The following is a 20,679-nucleotide window of genomic DNA, read 5'->3' as shown; positions in this document are numbered from 1 at the left end:
AACTATAGTTTATAAACCACCTGTTAATTGGTCATTTGGATGAAAAATCCACCACTTCCGGATAACGAAGCACTGCGATTACAAACGCTGCATGACTTAAAGGCGCTTGATACCCTGCCCGATGCTGAGTTGGACAGGCTCACGGAATTTGCCGCTCATGTATTTAATGTACCCATTGCGCTTATCAGTCTGGTCGACAGCGACAGGCAGTGGTTTAAATCTAAAGTGGGGCTGGACGCAGAGCAAACACACCGGGACATTTCGTTTTGTGGTCATGCCATTTGCCAGGACGAGGTCTTTGTTGTGGATAATGCCCTAAAGGATGAGCGCTTTTTTGATAACCCTTTGGTGACAGGGGAGCTGAGTATCCGCTTTTACGCGGGTTGCCCTCTACGGCACCCTAATGGCAGCCAGATAGGCACTTTGTGCCTGATTGACTTTGAGCCCAGAGAGTTTAACGACCACGATGCGTCAATATTAACTCAGGTCGCTGCGGATGTAGTGGAGCGCTTGGTTAAACTGGCCCGCCAGCAGACATTCAGCTAGTACTGACGCGCTTTAATCTCAGTCACCAAATCGGCTGGCAAGGCAGCCAAAGCCGCTTCGAGTTGCCGGGCAAGTGCACTGTTACTGTGACGGTAGCCAATATACTGCGGCTCGCTGTGAAAGTCTTGCGCCAATATCACCACCGGGAGCCTGAACTGATTGACAATGTGCCCTGCCCATAACCTATCTACCAGTATGGCATCGACACGCGCTGTGGTGAGGATATTAAAGAAAGTTTTTGCATGCTCGTCGTTTTCTTCATAATAAGAGCGCCTGACTAATCTGGCATTCAGCGCTTCGAGTTTTCGATATACCGCTTTGGGGTAAGGGTATTCCGTCGCTAACATGATCCTGGGTGTATCCTGGTGTTTGAACTCTGCCATGCTCTGAAACCGGGCAGCTGATACCGCCAGGCTAAGCTGCCAGGATGTCGCAGAGTCTGAGAAAATGGCCAGTCCGTCCGTTTTATCTACATGAAGTGAGAAATCAGTATCGCCATATTTAACGTTAGCAACGCAGCGTTTAAAGGGGAGTTCGCTGAACTCTACGGTGCGACCCATTGAGCGAGCGGCAGCTCTGATCAGGTCCACTTCCTGGCCACGAGCAATCCCACCGCTATCGGTATAGCTAAACGGACGCCAGCGCTCAAAACAGACGGTGATGGGCTCTGAGGTTGCCCTTTGCTCAGGTTGTGATGCCTGCGCCTGTGCGCTTAGTGATAACTCTGCCAGCGTTGCACAGCATGCTAAGATGAAAAGCAAATAAAAACGCGTCATTGGCTCCTCTGAAAAGCGTTAATATGATTGGGGCGAAAACAGCGACGGCTCATTGCGACGTAAACGCCGCAGTGCCTGGTTCATACTGCGCACCCACTGTGTTTCAACCTGCTTATTACAGGCAAAGCCCAGATAGGAGCGAGACAGGGGCAAAACGACGCGGTAGTGCGCCGGGTCTATGCCAGCCCGTTTGAACTGAAAACGCGCAATAATATCGCCATAGGCGATTAAGTCAATGCGTTTTAGTTTGAGCATTTGTACCAGCTCAAACCCGGAGGCCAGAAAAACAAGGTTGTCTTGTGGCACATTGGACTGGCGCAACAGCTGGTGGCCGATGTCGTTTTTAACCACGCCAATTTTGTAGTTTTTCAGGTCCCTGAGGTCTGAAACTTCGTAGTCGTTTTCTTTATGGCCCATGATGGCCACCTGGTTATCAAGCGAAGGGCCAATAAATTGAAATAACTGCGCCCGCTCCTGAGTATAGGTAATGGAAAATATACAGGTCTTAGGCGAGGTCATGGCCATACGATAGGCTCTGGGCCAGGGCACCAGCATGATATTTCTTCTGTCCAGCGTCCAGCCCAGGTCCTGGTAAATGCGCTCCAAAATGCGAATAGATAAGCCTTCTATCTCACCATTTATGTGATAGTTAAATGGCGGATAATCTTCGGTCACCCAGTCGAGATTGGGCGTATCATAGGTTGCCCCAAAGCTTATCAGTGGATACAGGGCAGCCAAACGTACTAACTGATGCATTGCAACCTACCTCACAATCAGGCCAAACAGGGGTCGGCACAGAGCTGTAAATCGACATAATTTCAGTATAGTACGCTGAGCGTGATTGCACTGCCTGATGCTCAGGTATCGCATCAATCAGTGCAGCTGCTTATCTAAGGAGTTTGATAGAGCGAAAACACGTCGATGGGTGTGCCACTTGGGTCGGTTTCTGGTGGCTTATCCTGGCTGTCGCCAAGCAGCTCATCGATAGCCGCTTCCAGTTTGGCTTTGAGTTCATCAATTTTGTCTTTCAGCTTGTCTTTTTCATGGGCCTCAAGCGCTTTATCGTCAGTTATCTCTTGCTCTGTCAGGTCGAGCATTTCAATTCGGACTTTGAGCTCTTTATAGGCCAGAAAGTCAATGCCGAGGTTATTGAACAGTAAGGCTTCATTGACTTCGTGAGGCTCTACTTTAACCTCGATTGGCATCTCCATGATTTCGCTCATGGTTTCCTGATAGAACTGGATCTGCTGCTGCTTTTCTGGCTGGCTTAAATCGACGCGCTTGTAAGCGTTGTCTCTGGCTACCTGATAGTAGTTTTTGGCCTGCTCAGAAATGCTTTGATAATCCACCCCAACAGAAACCGCAACTTCGTTGTCTGGTCGTGATCGCCCGGCTGCATCCATGGCATCGCTCAGTTGCTGTGTAAAGTGCGTCTGTTTATCCAGTTGTGCCGCATTGTGTGCAGCATATTGATTGGCAGAAAAGGCGCTTTGAGGGGGAGTTGTGTTAATTTTCATTTGGTAATTCCTTTGCACAGTTGGCAATACCTAAGCAAAGAGTGTACCTAAATTTATTTACAGATAGATTTATAAACCTGGTAATAAAAAAGCGAAGTGGGCAGGCCCACTTCGCTTTTGTGTTTTGTTAATCCGTTGGTAACCGGTTATCGGATTACGGACCCTTTGCTTTAGAACTGATAGGTTACCGACAGCTTAACGTTGCGCTCGTTGCCTGGCAGGCCGCCAAGGAACAGCGCTTTGCTGTAATAACGCTCATCCGTCAGGTTCTCAATATTGAGCTGGATTTGGTACTTGTCACCCTGATAGCGCGCCGCAGCATCCCAGCGTGTGTAGCTGTCAATGGTCGCTGTTGGCAGGCCGAATGATGCCGAGTTAACGGTACGCTCATCCACATAGTTCACACCCAGGCTAAGGGTCAGGTTTTCCATAACCGTGGCTGGCAGCTGGTAATTAACCCAGGCGCTGGCCATTTTTTCTGGAACACCTTTCTTCTGCTCTGAGCGCTCCTGGGCACGGATCTCAATCGCGTCCTGCCAGGTGGCGTTCAGGTTTAAATCAACCGACTCGGCCAGTGCCAGGTTCAGGTCGACTTCAACGCCCTTTGATTCATCTTCATCGTCGTAGAAGTATTGCGTAACACTCACGTTGTACTCAGGATCTTTAGGGTCATCGTTGTACAGCGGGTTGGCATAACGCAGGTTAGTACGGCTGGTCTCAAACCAAACGATTGAACCCAGTAAGTCTTCGTCCAGCGCTGTAAAGCGGATCCCCAGGTCCAGTGACTCTGATTCAGAATCCGGGCGGTTTGGTGAAGCCGTTTCATCGGAAAGCGCACCTAAAATACTGTAAGCCGTGCGGCCTTTGGCGACATTAACAAACGCAGATAGCTGAGGGTGAACCTGATAGTTAATACCAAAATTATAGGTCATACCTGAGTCATCTGAGTCCAGTTCTTTGCTGGCTCCTGGCGCACGGTCGCTGCCTTTGTGCTGATAAGCTTGCTCAATGGCAGAGTAGGCGAGACCGGCACGCACGGTTAACTGATCTGTCAGATACAAGACTTCCTGGAAGCTGATCCCATAGGCATCCAGCGACTTATCATAGTTGCTGCGCAGTGACGGGTCATAATCCATAATATCGCCGGTAGCCCAGTTCGGGTTGCGAATATCCAGAATATACGGGATTGCGTTGTCGCCTTTGGCACTGTCGGCATCGTAAGCTGACCAGCTCTTGAGCGCCATTTCCCGGTTTTCATAGTTTACGCTGATAAGGTGTTCACCCATCACGCCACCCAGGCTCCAGCCCAGTTGCAGATCGGCAAAGTATTGCCAGGTTTGTTCTTCAGCAACCTGACGGCGGTATTCCTGACGACGGGCGGCAAAGGGATGCAGTTCGCCATCAATAAGCAGCGGTGCACGAGGGTCCGCATTAATCACGCCACGACGCTCCCAGTACACATAGTTATATGCACCGGTTTGGCGTGCAAACTCAGAGTCATAGCTGCGCCACAATACTTGCTGTGTCAGGGTCGAGTCGTTGTTGATGTGCCAGTCGTGACGTAGTTTAATGCGCAGCTCTTCACCTTCGTTTGGTTTAGACAAAGGCGAGATCAGGTTGCCATCGCCCAGGTCGTAAGGCTTCAGGCCATCGGTAGACTGGATTGAGGCTGCCAGCTGCTCACGTTGCTGCGCTGTCAGTTGTACACCCAGATAGTTTTTGCCATCGTCATCCATTTTGGCATCGTTTGGCAGATCAGCGCCACTCAGGTTACCAGGCGTACCACTGGTGCTGTCCCAGTTCATGATCCGCACCGGATCGCCAATAGAATCGATTTGCAGCGCATCGTCGATATAAGCGGCTGAAAGCAGTAGCTTGTGGCTGGCGTTTACATCAAAGCTCAGGCTGGCATACACTTCGTCTCGGTCTGATTGCAGGTCGCGATAACCGTCGCTGCGCTCATGGTTGGTTACCAGGCGGTAGGCCCACTGATCGTTCAGACCACCTGTGGCATCAAAGCCAATACCATAACTGTTCCAACTGCCTGCTTTGGCACTGATCTCAAAAGCTTCCTGTTGCTGAGGTTTTTTCTCAACCAGGTTGACTACACCACCTGCGGCGCCAATACCGTATAAACCGGTTGCCGGGCCTTTTAATACCTCAATGCTCTCAACATTGGTCATCGAGCGGGTAGGGTTAAAGTTGTTGCCTAAGTCAGCACCGCCATACATGCCATCATAGGTGTAGTTGACGCCCAGGCCACGCACAGTAAGCGTGTCGCCAATGCCATAGTTGTTACCAGCTTGTCCCAGACCACTGACGTTACGCAGGGCCTCCTGAAGCGTTGTGGCGTTTTGTGCTTTGAGTAATTCTTTATCAACCACGACAATGGCTGCTGGCGTTTGCATTAAAGCCATGTTGGATTTAGTGGCTGTGCCTGATTCCAGGATCAACTTATTGTGTTTATTGTAAATACTGATCCGTTCGATGTTTTCGTCAGGGTTCTGAGCAAAAGCCGCAGGGCTGCTCACAGCGGCGCCCAGCAGGGCGATTTTAACGGCATTAGCCAACATATTCGGTGAATTCTTCGAGCGAGAGAATTGCATTTTACACTCCATACAACTAAGGAACCCGGCTTCGGGACTGCAGAGGGAGCGCATACTAACAGTGATTTTAAATGATAACAACTCTCATTTGCGTTTAATAAATGTTGCTTGTGTGGCGAATTATTTGATCTGGTTTACCTGCTGAGAATGAATTATTGATAATTTATTAAATAAAAACAATCGAGTAAAAAAAGTACACAGATCCGATGATTGTTTACACTCACCTGCAACCTGCTCAGAGCACGTCCTCGGAAGCTGGCTAAGGGCTTGTCTTTTCTGCCTCGTCGGCATATTTTGCCTTTACTAGGGCGATATAGTGTTGCAGGTTTTTTTCTTTAGTGAGCTCAAAAGGGTGTGCCAGCAAAGAAATATCACAGACTCTGTCCAGACGGAATTCACGATAGTCATTGCGTAAAAGGCAATGGCCTATAATGGTCCATTTGCCGCCCCAGTACACCAGTCCCAGCGGCTCTATGTCACGCTCACTATAGGCCTCTTTGGCATCTTTGTAATGCAATCGGACCTGGCGTTTTTGTACCACGGCTTCACGTAATGTGCTGCTGAATCTTTGATGATCTTCGGTGTGACCAAAGCTGGCGGCCACATAAGGAAAGTCGTCCAGTTGTTGTTTTAGGTGCTCGGGCAGCGCTGCCTCAATTTTTGCCATGGCGCTGCTGGCATGCTCCGATAATACCGGATCGGTCCAGGCGCTGGCCATGCGTGTACCCAGTAATAAAGATTGCAGCTCCGCCACGGTAAACATCATAGGTGGCAGATCGCATTGCGCTATCAGGTATCCAATACCGGCTTCGCCCTCGATAGGAACTCCTGAACTTTGCAGATGCTGAATATCTCGGTAGATGGTTCGCTCAGACACATTCAGCCGCTCGGCAAGCTGTTTAGCCGTAATGGCCAGACGCCGCCCTTTAAGCAGATTAACCAGCTGAAATAAACGCTCAGATTTGTGCACGACTGTCTCCAAAAAAACGCCGGTACAGGATCCCGGCATTCATACGCCCGGTCAGGTTACTCACTGCAAGGCGTTTGTGCAACTACCTCAGTCAGGGCCAGTGACAGGCTATCTTTGTCGATCAGCGCAGCGAACTGCTGACAGACTGGCTCATGCTCAAAAGCCGCTTGCACACGTTTGGCATCATCCAGCGTATTCCAGTACACAAGGTCGGTGTATACACCACTGTCTGCGTGCTTTGAAACCGAACGGTACAGCAATCCTGGCTGCGCTTTGATATATGCCATAAAGTGTTCATTTTGTTCTAAAAAGTCAGCTTCAGTGACGCCGTTAGCCAGTTTGAAAGTGGCGATTTCCACATAGTTAGTGCTCATGTTTTTGTCTCCTTGTTTAAGTTGGTGACAGTAAAACACGTGGTGGTGTCAGGGAGTGTCAGTAGGGTGCAGTGGGGTGGTATTCCATTTAAACGTTGGCCGGCTCTTGATGCTCGGTTAGACTATGCGCTTTTTAATGTGTGGGGAAGTGTGATGGAATTTACGGCCTGGTTAAGTCTGGCGTTTATATGTTGTGTTGGGGCCATGTCCCCCGGACCCAGTTTGGCGGTTGTGTTACGTTACAGCCTGTATCACAGTGCTCAGCATGGGATTGTTGCGAGTTTATCTCATGGTCTGGGCGTGGGTATTTACGCCAGCTTGTCTCTGCTGGGCCTGGCCAGTTTGATTGAGCAGTTTCCTTTGGTTTATCAGGGGCTGGTGTACGCAGGCGCGGCGTATCTTGCCTATATGGGTTACAAAATCCTCAGCAGTAAAAGCAGCGGTATTGAAGTGGCCAAAGAGCACGATGCTAAAAGCTATTTTGCTGCGGCAAAAGATGGCTTTGCCATTGCTTTTCTCAACCCAAAGCTGGCCATTTTTTTCCTGGCACTGTTCTCGCAGTTTATTGACCCCGAGGCACTGACGCTTAAGACGGCGGTGATCATGTGTATGACAGTATTAGTGATAGATGCGTTGTGGTATTTCTTTGTGTCTGTTGTAACCGCTTCAGCCCGGGAGCGGTTCGATTTAACGGCAAAACAGGCTGTGATAGACAAACTACTTGGCTGCGCATTTTTGTTACTGGCCGCCCGGGTTGTTTATCAAACTATCTAAACATTATTGCCAGCCGTGCAGGCGAACATAATTGCTGACCACATAGACCTTCAGGGTCGGACTGGCGACGGTGTAATGGTCAAATTTCAGCGCCAGTCTGTGTTCGCCCCGACTGGCCACCGAAGCAATGTCGACATGGATGCAATGTCCATTGGGTAACATCAGACTGGCCCCTCTTAGCGTAAACACATCCTGGTATGCACCCGCGTAGAGCGGGAAAGTGTTGATACAGGCTCCGGTGAGTGACAAAGAATCGACATGAAATGATGCCCGGGGAAAGTTCAGCAACAGGCGGACAGACGGATAAGGGGTAAACCGCCAGCTGCGCGGCATACCATGTCCTTCTACGATATGCGGCAAGTCGTCAATAATGGACAACAGCGTCTGGTGATCCGGATGCCACTGATTGTGATTGTTCGATTCCAGCAAAGGTTGAACCGGGAAGTCAACGATATTGGCGGCGCGCAAATGGGTATCGAGCAGGCGCTCACTTTGTGCATAGCTGGCCTCGTGCTGAGCCAGCTCTTCAAGCAGATCACTGGTAAACGCCTTCAGCTCATTGCACAAATTAGTGTGTGCCTGGAATAAATCTAGCTGAGACGTTTCAACCACCTGGTGAATATAGTCCAGCTCATCCTGTGTCAAGTCCATGATAGTAATCACCGCATAATTCGTAGTATGAAATTTAAGCAGGTTTTGTACCAGTTTTAGCGTATTTTTCGCCTGGTTTTTGACACAAGGGGTGCTCTATGACCTGGGCAAAGCGAATAAGCTGCGACTCGACTTCTGCACTCAGACACTGGCCAAAGTTAAGGCGAACATAGCTCTGATAGAGATCAGTGGTAGAAAAGGCATCTCCGCACAGAATGTAAATATGTTCGTTTTTTAGCTGTGCTTGTAATTGCCTGGTATCGACATCCGGCAGCTCTAGCCACAGCACCAGCCCACCTTTTGGGCGATTGAGCTGGATACTGGCACCCAGCAGTGAGGTTAGTGTTTGTATGTATTGATTGCACTGCAACGCAAGCGTGCGGTTCAGTTTTTTAAGATATCGGGTGTAATGCCCCCGGCCAATATAGTCAGCCAGTGCCAGCTGCAGTGGCCGGTTACATCCTAAAGAGCGCACACGGACAAGGTCGCTGTAGCGGTCATAAAACCGTCCCGGTGCACACCAGCCCAGCCTGAATCCGGGCGCCAGTGTTTTGGAAATACTGCTGCACCAGAGGATCCAACCATCCTTGTCAAAATGTTTAACAGGTAAAGGAGGCATGCTGTCATGGCTCAGCTCCCGATAGACATCGTCTTCAATAACCGGGGTTTGATAGCGCCGGGCCATGTCTGCCAGTGCCTGTTTTTGTTGTATGCTCAGACAGTGCCCTGTCGGGTTTTGAAAATTGGCGCTGAGCAAGCAGGCTGCAATTTGCTGGCCCGCCATTGCGCGTTCGAGCTGTACCAGGTCGATGCCATCGAGGTTGCTGGGGATCTCCATAACGTACCTGCCCATAACACTGAGTATATCAAGCAATCCGCTGTAGCATGGCGAGGGAACAGCAACGACGTCTCCCTCTTTGGTGGTCAATTCCAGCGCTGTTTTTACCGCATCCAGACAGCCCTGAGTAATAATCAAGTCCTGTGCGTTTAAGGTAAAGCCCTGTGTTTTCATATGATTGGAAAGTGCTTGTCGCAGCGAAATTTCACCCAAGGGATCACCATAGTTGAACAGCAACTGGTTGCTCCTCATGGTGCGTGCCAGTGAAGCGCGTAATGTTTGAGTGTCTATCAGGGCAGGATCTAGCTGTGCCGTTGCCAAGCCGGATCTGAGTCTTGAAGGAGGGGTTGCAGGTAAAGGACTGACTTTTGCCGTAAATTGGGCATGCTTGATGTCACCTGCCGGGTTGTATTCAAGGCTGACAAAGAAGCCTCGTTTCGGATCTGCGGTAATAAATCCCAGCGATTCAAGGTGGCGATAGCAGGCCATTGCCGTGGTCATACTGACCTGATTGAGCGCACTAAGTTGACGCAAAGAAGGCAGGGACTGGCCATTTTGGTACTCGCCCGCTTCGATGGCACCGATGAACTGCCCGGCCAGTACTTTATATTTTGCTTGCTTAGTCATCTGTTATCTAAAAATTTCCATTTTTTGTATCTGTTATCTAATTACTACCACGCTAAAGTAAGGGACGTAAAGTCAAAAGGAGTCATTATGCAGTCATTCACACCCCGGCAGTTGCCGACTTATGAACACTTGCTCGCAGCGCTCGAACAAGAATGTCAGGCTTTCAGAGAGTCAATCGATACCCGCCGAGTAAGCAATTCGGCGTCTAGTTTACAGCCACGGGAACTGACCGAACAACCGGGCGGGTTTGAAATCTTCAGGCAAGTTTTTAGTACAGAAATCGCCCCACAACTGTCGGCCAGTAATGGGGGGCGCTACTGGGGCTTTGTCACTGGCGGGGCCAATCCGGTTGCCACCTATGCCGACTGGCTCGTGACCTTGTACAACCAGAACGTGTCTAAAGGCGGCGACTCCGTTGCCAGTCAGGTAGAGCGCCAGGCGATTAAGTGGATCACTGAACTATTTGAACTACCCGCGGTATTTGAAGGTGTGATGACCACAGGTGCGACAGCCGCTAACGTATTAGGCGCAATGACGGCCAGGCAGGAAATTGGGCGTAAACAAGGGATTGATGTTGCAAAAGTGGGTTGCAAGGAGTTGGAGTATACCGTGTTTGCCGCCACCCCACATGCGAGTATGGTCAAGGCGCTTGGGCTGGCTGGTTTGGGTCAGGAAAGCTGGGTGCAGGTCGCCTGTGAACCCAACAGTGAAGCCATGGATACCACCGAGCTGGCACGCAAACTGGCGGACTGTCGAGGCCCGGGAAAAATCGTTATCGCCAGCGCGGCAACGGTGACCGGCACAGATTACGACGACCTGGTCCGGGTGGCACAACTGTGCCGCCAGCATCAGGCCTGGTTACATGTCGACGGCGCATTTGGTATTTTTGAACGGCTGCTGGCGGGTCCACAAGGTAAAACCCAGGGTATAGAGCTGGCAGACAGCATCACGCTTGATTGTCACAAATGGCTCAATGTGCCCTATGATTGCGGCATTTTTCTGACCCGCCATCCAAGCACGCTATTTGCCACCTGTAATGTGGATGCCCCTTATTTAGCTAACAGCGATGCCGAGCGGCCCTTTATGTCTTTGGGCATTGAAAACTCACGGCGTTTTCGTGCTTTGCCCGTCTGGGCGACCTTGCTCGCCTATGGCAAGCAAGGGATAAGGGCACAGATCCAGCGTAATGTCGATCAGGCTAATGCCCTGGCAAACTGGATAAACTTATCCGATGGTTACGAATTAAACAAAGCGTGTGAGCTGAACGTTGTGGTGTTCTGTGCGAGCGGTAATAATAAACTGGATACACAAGCGGTGTTGGCCCAGTTAAATGAAAGCGGTCAGGTATTTATGACGCCAGGCATATGGCAGGGCAAGGCGGTGATCCGCTGTGCATTTAGTAACTGGCGCACCGAAATGGAGGATGTTGAACTGGCGATTGCGGCACTCGCCAGACTGGCAAGTTAGCTAAAAAGCGCGGTCCCTGGGATATGAAGGGACCGCAATCAAGGTTTACCTAGCGGCGCATATCGGCGTCAAAGCGCATATATGAGCTGGTGGGGTCGTTTTCTATCACAATCAGCGGCTCCATCATTTTCAATACCGACACTTTCCAGCCATCGTCAAGCTTTGAGCTCGGTGAAATAACAAACCCTTCGGCGCTGAGTCCGGCAGCTGGGGTGTCTGCCATTAAGGTCAATTGCCCCTGATTAAGCTCCCAAGTGTAGGCTCGTGTTTTACCCTCTGTGACCACTTCCGCCTGGCCATTACCAATATGGAAATCTACATACATGGTCTCGTTGCCATTAATGAGTGCAAAGCGCTCGTACATCAGGGTATGGCTATCGAACATAGGTTGACTTGAGCTTGGTTTAACGCGCTGCACTGTGCCTAAGTCGTCGCCGTCTTTCCATTGGATCACATCCCCATTCAGGAACATAGCAAAAATGGTGTCGCTGTCAGCAAGTTGGTTCAGCTCAAAGGTTAACTCAGTTCTGCCTGTACTGGCGTCATAGTTAAAGCTGCCATAATTGATCCCAGCCATAGCAGAGTCTGCACTTTCATAGTCTGCTTCAAAGAACTTGTTGCCAGGCAGGAATGCACTGATCCAGATCCGTTCGCTATCCAGCGGATACTCAACATATGCTCCGACCAAGGGGTTGTTTGTATCTACCAGCCTGCTCAATGTAAAGCTTGGCTCGCCCTCAATATCCAGCGTCAATGTATCCCCCTCTACCATCAGGGTATGTTTCAGTGATTCATCAAAGCCATATACGCCATTGGAGTCAAAAAACAGGTCAACCATAAACTCGCCGGTTTGCTCATTCCAATCGGCATAGCCGACCTCAAGCCCGGCCTTGCCATCGGGATCGGAATCGCTTTTAAGCTCCATATGAACCCACTTACCATCGCGGATCACCACCAAAAAATCTGGCCGAGTCGGGTCGTACCAGGCACCGTTGAGTGGTGTAGTCGTGTAGGCTGGCACAGGGGGGGTTACCATTGCTGCTTTATTGGCTGCTTGCTCGTTAAGATAGTAAGTTTCTTCCATACCTTGGTCACAGTTAGTATCCAGCGGGTAGTTACAAACCTTGATATAGTCGCGATCAAAGCCTTTGAAATCACTTACTGTCACTGAGCCAGATTCATCAGAATGCAGCTTGCCGGATTTAACAGAGAATGTGCCAATTTCGCTGAAGTTAGTGTCGCGGATAACCCGCTTGGTCATACCCATACTATCTGTTTCGTGATCGTAGTGTTTTGTTTCTACTGATGAATTTATATTTAAAAAATAGAATAAACGCAGTCGCAGCCAGCCATAGTCAAACGCTGTTAATACGGCATCAGACTTTGCTAACTTAAGCAGGTACGAACTTTGCGGGTCATCGCTGTAGATATTGCTACCGTGTTGTCGTACGTACCAGTAGTCTCCATCTATGGCGATGACATCAAAGGTATTACTGACAGCAAGCCTGCACATTTGTGAGTCTGCCCCTTCGGGACACTGATAAACATTTTTGTATGTCATGGAGTTGTAATAGCTGTTAATCGAAAGCCGACGTCCATCAAGTGCCCAAACGTTGGTTTGCTCATTTAGGGTTACATAGCTGGTGCCATTTATGTAGTTGTCAAAAAAGTACCTGTTATTGCGTAAGTTTGCGCCTAAATAATTTGTCAACCGGCCCTGTATCATAGTGCTATTCAGAGTGATCTCTTGTTCTGGCATCATGATCCCACTGCGGTGACGGTGTGTTATTGATGCCATTCTGTCGGGTTCGGTGGCAACAATATCATCGGTAATGGCCCAAAATTGGAAGCCATTGTGCAGTGTCTTTAATAGCCAGTACGTGATTGTTCTGGCCTCCATCGTGTCGGTTTTGGCCAACATCACAACCAGATTATTGCCACTGACTTGCCAGCTGAAATCACGTTCGGTGCCGTCCGGCAGGGTAGATTTGCCAGTGCCACCTTGATTGAACACCATTTTACCAGCTTGAGGGACGTAATACTCTTCACCGGCTTTACCGCCCATCAGATAATACATTTGATCAAAATGCCAGGTTCCAGGCATTTGTGCGGCAGTCGGTGTGATGGTATTGTTGCGTACCACCATAGTAAGGTCTTCTGTTGCCGAGACATCTGCATTCAGTATGGTGTCATCATCTGCTTTGATCTCATCATGAGTACCAGTCAGGCTGATTGCTTTAGCGAAGCTATTATCATCATAAATATTAAAAGAAGCCGTTTTGTATCTTGAGTAGCAATAAATAGTTTCATCTTGTTGGTCTTTACAGCGGTAGCGTGGTGAGAAAATACCGTCGCTAAAGGTAACGCTGACCGCGCCGTTAGTAGCCTGTGTCCAGGTAATGGCACCGCTGGTGTGGTCGGTGAATGTACCTGTACCACCTTCGTTGAGTGTCATTTGTGTAAAGTGGCCCCGAAAATAGCGCGTTGAGCCAATCAGGTAGTCACCAACGATAGAGCCTTCGCCGTTATCAACCAGCTTGTCATCCTGCTTGATTTCTTCTTTGGTTTTATCAATTAAAGTGGGGTCAGAGTCGTTGATGGTATTGGTCAGTTCATCCACGGCGCTTTGGCTCGAAACCAGTTCAAAGGTACTGTTGACGTCTGCGGGCAAAGAAAACTTAGTGTCGCCGCTGCCATCGACAACCAGCTTTATCAGCGCAGACAAAGTGAGTTTCTCATCGGCATCAACCCCTACCAGGGCATTGTTCAGCTCGCTGGTGGTTTGTGGCACCCCACCGACGGCCCGCGTAACGAGCGCATATTCAGCGGTGGTTACATTGGTAATGTTTACGCCAAAGTTTTCGCTGCTATTGACTATGCCGTCGTCTCCGGCCTGAGTGGCGACAGAAGCAAAGCTTTCCAGTTGGGAGTAAAACTCAACATTTTGCTGGTTTGTACCGCCATTCGCTTTGATGCGGATCAGCTGATTTACCGCCGAATCATCGATATCCAATTGAACGGTGTAGGTGCCGTCATTGCCGGCCGTCGCCGGGAAGGTTTCATCGCCTACGTACACCATCAGTGATGCATTCGCCACGGGTGCGTCGGTGACTATGCCGGTTAGCGTGACGGATCTGACTAAGCGTTTTACGGTGAAGTTTTTCGTTGCGGTGGCCGTTGCACCATCGTCATCGGTTACAGTAACGGCCAGTATCATGGCTGTATCTTCAGTGACATCCGGTGTTGTAAAGCTTACATCACTGGTCGTGCTGTTGCTGAGGGTGACCGATGGTCCTGTGCTGACACTCCAGCTGTAGCTGACAACCTGGCCATCGCTGTCAGTTGCGCTGGCCTTGAGTGATACCGCGGTGCCCTCCAGCGCTTCACTGTCGCCAGTAATGCTGACTGTGGGAGCCTGGTTATTTGTGCCTGGATCTGGATTCGGGTTCGGATTGGGGCTGGGAGAGGATCCACTGTCTGAGGAGCCTCCACATCCAACCAGTATGGCTGTCAGGCAAGAAGCCGCCAGCAATAATTTTAGATTTTTCATAAACACACCTGTTCGATTTAGCGAAATAAACTCGCCCTTCCTTTGGTTGTAAAATGAGCAGGGTAAGCATAGTTTATAAGTCAGAAAAGGGAATGCTAATTCAGCTTAAATTCAGCAACACGTGTGCTGTAGCACATTGGCTTAGTTCGCGCTTAACGGCCTTAACTATTGCGCGTTTTTTGCTCAGCTGTTGTCAATTTTTGCAATGTTCTTCAATTGGTGGGTTGCAAAGCCTTGAGATGATCATAGACTAGGGCATACCTTGCTTCGTCATTGCGCCTTTTGCAGGCGTGAGCACGCAGATGCAATACCACAATAACAATAACGAGCGCGAATTTGCCGGCTTCACATCAGGTAAGGTGAAGCCGCAGGGGATAGACGAGAAGTCCATGGATTTTATTCAAATTGGCGAATATCGCCTCTACCATCAAACCAATGAACTTATTAAGGATGAGCGCAGCATCACATTGGATCCTCGGCTGCTGTCATTGCTGACATTCCTGGTTGATAACCCCAATCGCATTATCGGTCGGGATGAATTACAAGATGCCATCTGGCAGGGCTCCATAGTAACGGATAATGCCATTAATAAGCTGGTGGCGAATCTGAGAAAGGCATTTTGCGATGATCCTAAGTCGCCGCAATATATACAAACCGTGCCCAAACAGGGCTACCGCTTTATTGCGCCCATCAGTATTGGGGTTGATGACAATACGCCGTCAGCCAGGCAACCCACAGCGCAAAAGCGCTTGCCAGGATGGTATTTACGCTTGGGTGTTATCCTGTTTGTTGGGCTTTTGGGTAGCTTTATCTGGCAACATGTTAATACGCCCAAGGCACAGTATGGCGAAAGCCGGGCGCTGAGCCGTGTCAGCGGCGGCAAATTGTTTCCTGTTGTGCTGGCAGAGCAAGCCCATGTTGCATTTTTGAACGTGACCGCAACGCAGGGTCGTCGCTTGTGGGTGGCTGATTATGCAAGTGTCGGTAGCGCGTTACCAAAGCCGATTGAGGCGCCCGATTACCACCTGCAACAATTATTGGGTAGCCAGGGCGAGTACCTGGTTTTTAAAGGCTACTACAAGGAGCAATGTGGCTGGTTTAAAGCCAGATTAGACATCGCTGGCCAACAACTGTCGCCGCCCTCCGAGGCATTATATAACTGCGACCTGATTTATCACGACAGCATTTATGTGGCCGATTCAGATATCATTTATGCGCTGGCCCATGAACGCCGATTTGAGCATAAAAATGAGTTGTATGCGCTCAGTTTTACCTCCCAAATCAAAAAATTACCGACCAATTTGGAACCAAGCTGGCGATTGGCGTATCTTGACGCTCATCCCGATACGGCCCAATTGTTGCTGACGGCACACACCAATGATGGTAACAGTCGGGTGCTCAGCTACGAGAGCGAGTCGGCACAACAAGTTTTGCAGCTGTCGCGGACCGGATTAATGCATGGCGCTATCTGGGACCACGACCATCAGGGGGTTGTTTTCTCCTCTTCCAGCCCGCGTACTCAAATGTATCATCAGACATTTACTGAGAGCGAGCCGACCTTACTGAGCAGTCTTAGCGACAAAATCTGCTGTAATATTGCCCGTCATGGCAATGGCGTGGATTATATTTTTACCACCTATGACAAAAACATTGAACTGCAGTGGCTGGAAACCGGATTTGTGCTGGACAACAGCAATGGGCTGGACCGTTCACCACGCTTAGCGCACACAGATCCGGGCGTGTATTTTATTTCTGATCGCTCTGGCAGCTCTCAGGTGTATTATCAGCGCCCGCAGGACCAGGCCAGGCCGCTTTCAGCGCTCCCTGAACATGTGCGCCTCAGAGATATGACATTGTCACCCGACGATGAACTGTTGCTGATCAACCACGATAATCACGCCATGTGGCTGATCTCAACCAATGAAGCGCAGCAAGACAACACCCTGTACTTTGATGGTTATATCTATCAGCAAAGTTGGCTGAGTAACAGTTTATTTGCGCTCTCAGTGAAACAGAATGAGCAAAAACGGGTGCAAATCTACAATCGTCAGATGCAGCTGGTGGCGCAGTTGCCACAGGGGTGGATGATTGCACTAACAGACTCGACAACGCCACAGTACGTTTATCTGACCGACAAAGAGCATATGCTCTATCGTTTTCCTTTTGCCAGTATTTTAAATGGCATAGAGCGCTCTGCAGGTGAAAAAATCGGACAGCTGGAGGCGTTTTCAAGCCTGGAGCTGGAAAATGGCAAGGTCTATCTGATGACCAAAGAGTGGCATGAGCTGGTGCGCTACAGCCTGAGTGATGAGGGGTTACAGCCGCTGTCGCGTCAGGACATAGGGGCATATATGGGGTTTGATGTCCGTGACGGACAGGTGATCTATGGTCGTAAAGCAGCGTTTCGCAGCGACGTGTACAGCACCGTTGCGAGGTAACTGGTAGCGCGTGCCTTAATCGTGCAACGCGCTTTGTATTATGTACTATCACCACCGATAGGTGTAGTTGAGCTTCACGGCGGTTTCACTGAATCGCGCTTGCTTGTCGTGCCAGCCATCCTCTAAGTCGTATCCTTTATTAATACTCAGCTGATAGAGCTCATCCGGTGCCGGTTCATAGCGCAACCGGCTAAACAGCGAGAAGCTGTCAGACTGGGTGTTATGTTGAAACAGGGAATTCCACGACCATTCGCTGTTGAAGGCAATATTCACTTTCAAACGGGTGTTATACATGTTGCTTTTCTCGCCCGCGCGCTCGTAATAGTACATATGACGTCCAAGCTGCACATACAAGTGCTTGTTTGGACGCGTATTTATGGTCAAGCTGAGGCGCTCTAAATCAGCATCAAAAAAGTCGCCTTTAACAACCCGGCCGCTGACGAAAACAGGTCGATCACTGGCGCTTTCATAGTACAAGTTCCACTGATTATAATCATACTCGCCTGTGGCAAATTGAATGTTATCGCGGAATTTAAAGGGGTCTTTGAGTACCTTTTCGTGCATTTCATAACTGATATGAAAGTAGTCATTAGACCGGGTTTGTATGACCAAAGGTTGCAAAAACAGCTGCTGGCCTTTCTTTTCGCCTTCGGTACTTTCCCAACGCTTATAATAGGCTCTGACCTGGTAAAGGTTAAGATTATCTCCGAGCCAGCCTGTTTGCGGACGAACCCGGTAATGGCTGGTGAGGTGGTAGTATTTCAGGTCGGTGCGATTAACAAAGCCCAGCGCCGGGTTAAAATCCTTACCGATATAGCGATATTTGGCATTCAGGTAAAACTTATCATTGGGCAGCAAAAGCGCCAGACCATAAGACTTGCTGTCACTGTCGGGTGTGTCGTCTGGCACGTCAATGGACTGATAAAAGGCGTTAGCAATCAATTGCTCTTCACCAAATAATAAATCGTCAAAGCGATAATCAACCCCAGTCAGGGCATGACTGGCACTGTCATCGGCGCTGCCATGGGTGAGTATGGCACCGAGCTGGTGACGCTCGCCAATATGCTGTTTGGCTCTGGCGACACTGAGCTGAGTGGTTTCGTCACTATTGCCGTCTTGTTCCTGATTGACGCTTAATATGCCTAAGTCGGTATTACCCACACGACCCGTTAATTTGGTACCCCAGTTAACATCCAGAACGCCCGATTGCGGTCCCTGACCTATACGCCGCGAATAAAAGGGCATGCCGTTATAATCGTCATCATCCATGCCACCAAAGCGGAAGATTTGACTGTCCTGCAAAAAGAAGTCACGCTTTTCGCTGTAGTACTGACCAAACCGGGTCATGTTCATTTCGATTTCGTCGACATCGGTCCCGGAAAAGTCGGTATTGAGTGTGAGCTGACCGGTCAGGCTGGGTGTAAATCGGTAGGTGGCGTCCAGGGAGGGCTCAAAGCTGCTCTCATCGAGCGTATCCTTGTAGGCCAGTCCTGGCTTAACTTCAACTCCCAACCCCTGGTCCAACTCGCCGAGCCCGGAAATGGGCGCAGTTTGTGACGCATGCCAGCCTGCTGAGTTGGGGTTGTTAAGATTCCAGTAAGATTGCACGTAGGGGCTGGAGAGCTTATGGCGTAACTGTAACCCCCAGTTCTTGGCATCCGGGTCAAAGGATAAAGACTGCATGGGAATGGCAATCTCTACCGTCCAGCCATCTTGCTGTTGCTGTGTTTTGGCATACCACAGAGTTTTCCATTCGGCGATATATTCCGTACCGTTCACCAGGCCATCTTCGCGCACGCCAGAGGGGGTAACATGAAATAAGTAGCCATCGGATTTATCGTGATTGGTATCCAGGATCAGACCAAAATAGTCTTCATTCCAAATCCGCTCGCCCTGGGTGAGTACCCGGTCCACTATGGTGTTAGCTGGCTGAGTGATTTTGGCGGCAACATAAAAAAAGTGTTCATCGTAGGCCACATAGGCGGTGATTGGGTATCTGGGCGTACCACCCACGGTTGGCCGGAATTCAACAAACTCGGTGATCACACGGGCGTTGTTCCATTCATCAGGCGCAAGTTCACCGTCTATGTTCGGGGCTGTAGCAAGCCGTGGGATAGCGGTGTCGCTCTGGGTAAACTGCTGCCAGGGTCGAATGGGTTCTGATGTTTGCTGCGCTGCGCTGCAAGTCGTGTAAAGGGTGCATAGTGCTAAGCTTAGTGCGTTCAACTTATTCATTGTTTTATCCGTTTCGTAAAAAGCTGGCTCCATTGTTGTTGCAGCGAAAATAAAAAGCGTGAAAAAGGCGCGAAATGAGGTGACAAAGTGGGGAAATTATGTGACTAATACCTGCCTAACTTAATGAATAAACTGGTTTTAAATTTTTAGTATGTAAAAAGGACAGCTTATGCACTATCCAGCCCCTTTAACCTCTGGCAGTACCATTGCGGTAACTGCATTTTCCAGCGGTGTTGCAGCGCCCCTGCACGCCCGCCTTGAGCTGGTGCTGGGTGACCTGGCTCGGCGTGGGTTTAATGTGCTCGAAGGTCGTTGTTTGCGTGAAGACCAGTTGCATGTTAGTGCGCCTGCAGCGCAGCGAGCCGATGAACTGATGCGATTTTTGCTCGACGACCAGGTGGATGCCATCATGGCGCCCTGGGGCGGAGAAATTGCCATGGATTTGTTACCTTTGCTGGACTGGCAAGCATTAAAGCAGGTGCGACCAAAATGGCTGATGGGGTTTTCTGATATCAGCACAGTGCTAAGCGCATTTATCAGCAAACTCGGCTGGGCAAGCGCCCATTGTACGAATCTGATGCAATTGTCGCTGGCACAAAGCGATCCATTGACAGCCAATACCTTTGCGCATTTGCAAACGCCAACAGGTGAAGCCTTTACTCAGCACAACGCACCGTTTTTTGAGCAGGGCTTCAGTAACTATGCGCAAGACAGTCATGCTGTATTTAACCTTACTGAACCAAGCCGCTGGCAGTTGCTGGGGGAGGAAGCAAACAGTACAAAACCGGTGTCTTTTCAGGGCCGGTTGATTGGCGGGTGTCTGGATACGCATATGCTGATGTATGGCTCTGAGTATTTTGATCCCCAGTCGCTGCTCAACAGGCACCCGGACGATAAGCTTATTTTTTATTTTGAAAACGCCGAGCAGTCACCGACAGCTTACTACCGGGCGTTGCAGAGCCTGAAATTACGCGGTGCGTTTGAGCATGCCGCCGGAATTCTGGTCGGTCGCAATGCGGTATCCGGTATGGCCGGTAAAGCTTTTGATGGAGAAACTGCGGTGAAAATGGCACTGGGCGACCTGTCAGTCCCCATAGTCACGGGTGTCGATATTTCACATATTGCCCCCAATCTGGTGGTAATAAACGGGGCGCTTGCAGAAGTTTCATTTTGTGGCGAGCAGTGGACGCTGGTTCAGCACTTACGTTAGCCTGCGGTATGCTTGCAAGGGGCGGGCGTTGCTCGTCCCGAAAATCTGTTACTGGTCGTAAAACACCTCTGGTTCGGTAAAAGGTCCTTCATTTTATTCA

At 49.8% G+C, this 20,679-nt stretch carries 15 protein-coding genes; 5 read left to right on the top strand and 10 right to left on the bottom strand.

Annotation, left to right across the window (positions count from 1 at the left end; genetic code table 11):
- The first annotated feature begins 39 nt into the window (after positions 1-39).
- Entirely contained in the window at positions 40-546 is a 507-nt protein-coding gene (locus TW77_RS09340) for a GAF domain-containing protein (protein ID WP_052713128.1), read from the top strand.
- Here TW77_RS09340 and TW77_RS09335 read toward each other — a convergent pair.
- From TW77_RS09335 to TW77_RS09310, 6 genes are all read right to left on the bottom strand, one after another.
- Positions 543-1,322: a substrate-binding periplasmic protein gene (locus TW77_RS09335; RefSeq protein ID WP_046004702.1), complete on the bottom strand. Its 780-nt coding sequence runs from the start codon at positions 1,320-1,322 to the stop codon at positions 543-545. The genes TW77_RS09340 and TW77_RS09335 overlap by 4 nt on opposite strands.
- Before the next feature lie 18 nt (positions 1,323-1,340).
- Complete coding sequence (locus tag TW77_RS09330) at positions 1,341-2,078, bottom strand: substrate-binding periplasmic protein (protein WP_046004701.1); 738 nt, start codon at positions 2,076-2,078, stop codon at positions 1,341-1,343.
- 134 nt (positions 2,079-2,212) lie between these two features.
- A complete protein-coding gene (locus TW77_RS24220) occupies positions 2,213-2,839 on the bottom strand; it encodes a hypothetical protein (RefSeq protein ID WP_052713127.1) in 627 nt (208 codons plus the stop codon).
- Between the two features lie 170 nt (positions 2,840-3,009).
- Positions 3,010-5,445: a TonB-dependent receptor gene (locus TW77_RS09320; protein WP_046004700.1), complete on the bottom strand. Its 2,436-nt coding sequence runs from the start codon at positions 5,443-5,445 to the stop codon at positions 3,010-3,012.
- Positions 5,446-5,704: 259 nt separating this feature from the next.
- Positions 5,705-6,415 (bottom strand): helix-turn-helix transcriptional regulator, encoded by a 711-nt coding sequence (locus TW77_RS09315; protein WP_046004699.1) that lies wholly within the window; start codon positions 6,413-6,415, stop codon positions 5,705-5,707.
- A 56-nt stretch (positions 6,416-6,471) separates the two neighbouring features.
- Positions 6,472-6,789 carry an antibiotic biosynthesis monooxygenase family protein gene (locus TW77_RS09310; protein WP_046004698.1) on the bottom strand — a complete coding sequence of 106 codons (318 nt, stop codon included), beginning with the start codon at positions 6,787-6,789 and terminating at the stop codon, positions 6,472-6,474.
- 153 nt (positions 6,790-6,942) lie between these two features.
- On the opposite strand from TW77_RS09310, the gene TW77_RS09305 reads away from it, so the two are divergent.
- Positions 6,943-7,563 carry a LysE family translocator gene (locus tag TW77_RS09305; protein ID WP_046004717.1) on the top strand — a complete coding sequence of 207 codons (621 nt, stop codon included), beginning with the start codon at positions 6,943-6,945 and terminating at the stop codon, positions 7,561-7,563.
- Positions 7,564-7,566: 3 nt separating this feature from the next.
- On the opposite strand, the gene TW77_RS09300 is transcribed toward TW77_RS09305, so the two are convergent.
- On the bottom strand, positions 7,567-8,214 hold the full coding sequence (locus tag TW77_RS09300; RefSeq protein ID WP_046004697.1) for a hypothetical protein: 648 nt from the start codon (positions 8,212-8,214) through the stop codon (positions 7,567-7,569).
- Positions 8,215-8,248: 34 nt separating this feature from the next.
- Positions 8,249-9,679, bottom strand: a complete 1,431-nt coding sequence (locus TW77_RS09295) for a PLP-dependent aminotransferase family protein (RefSeq protein WP_046004696.1) — start codon at positions 9,677-9,679, stop codon at positions 8,249-8,251.
- Positions 9,680-9,766: 87 nt separating this feature from the next.
- Between TW77_RS09295 and TW77_RS09290 the strand changes: the two genes are divergently transcribed.
- Positions 9,767-11,146, top strand: a complete 1,380-nt coding sequence (locus TW77_RS09290; protein ID WP_052713126.1) for a pyridoxal phosphate-dependent decarboxylase family protein — start codon at positions 9,767-9,769, stop codon at positions 11,144-11,146.
- A 49-nt stretch (positions 11,147-11,195) separates the two neighbouring features.
- On the opposite strand, the gene TW77_RS09285 is transcribed toward TW77_RS09290, so the two are convergent.
- On the bottom strand, positions 11,196-14,696 hold the full coding sequence (locus tag TW77_RS09285) for a PKD domain-containing protein (protein WP_046004695.1): 3,501 nt from the start codon (positions 14,694-14,696) through the stop codon (positions 11,196-11,198).
- A 302-nt stretch (positions 14,697-14,998) separates the two neighbouring features.
- On the opposite strand from TW77_RS09285, the gene TW77_RS09280 reads away from it, so the two are divergent.
- The gene (locus TW77_RS09280) at positions 14,999-17,134 is read left to right on the top strand and encodes a winged helix-turn-helix domain-containing protein (RefSeq protein ID WP_046004694.1); all 2,136 of its coding nucleotides are present in this window, start codon (positions 14,999-15,001) and stop codon (positions 17,132-17,134) included.
- Between the two features lie 48 nt (positions 17,135-17,182).
- Here the strand turns inward: TW77_RS09280 and TW77_RS09275 are convergent, their stop codons facing one another.
- The gene (locus tag TW77_RS09275) at positions 17,183-19,369 is read right to left on the bottom strand and encodes a carbohydrate binding family 9 domain-containing protein (RefSeq protein WP_046004715.1); all 2,187 of its coding nucleotides are present in this window, start codon (positions 19,367-19,369) and stop codon (positions 17,183-17,185) included.
- 169 nt (positions 19,370-19,538) lie between these two features.
- Here TW77_RS09275 and TW77_RS09270 point away from each other — a divergent pair, with 169 nt between their 5' ends.
- On the top strand, positions 19,539-20,579 hold the full coding sequence (locus tag TW77_RS09270; RefSeq protein ID WP_046004693.1) for a S66 family peptidase: 1,041 nt from the start codon (positions 19,539-19,541) through the stop codon (positions 20,577-20,579).
- The last annotated feature ends 100 nt before the right edge of the window (positions 20,580-20,679 follow it).

The organism is Pseudoalteromonas rubra, from assembly GCF_000967655.1.
GTDB lineage: Bacteria > Pseudomonadota > Gammaproteobacteria > Enterobacterales > Alteromonadaceae > Pseudoalteromonas > Pseudoalteromonas rubra_A.
This window is presented reverse-complemented; position numbering and strand designations above follow the sequence as displayed.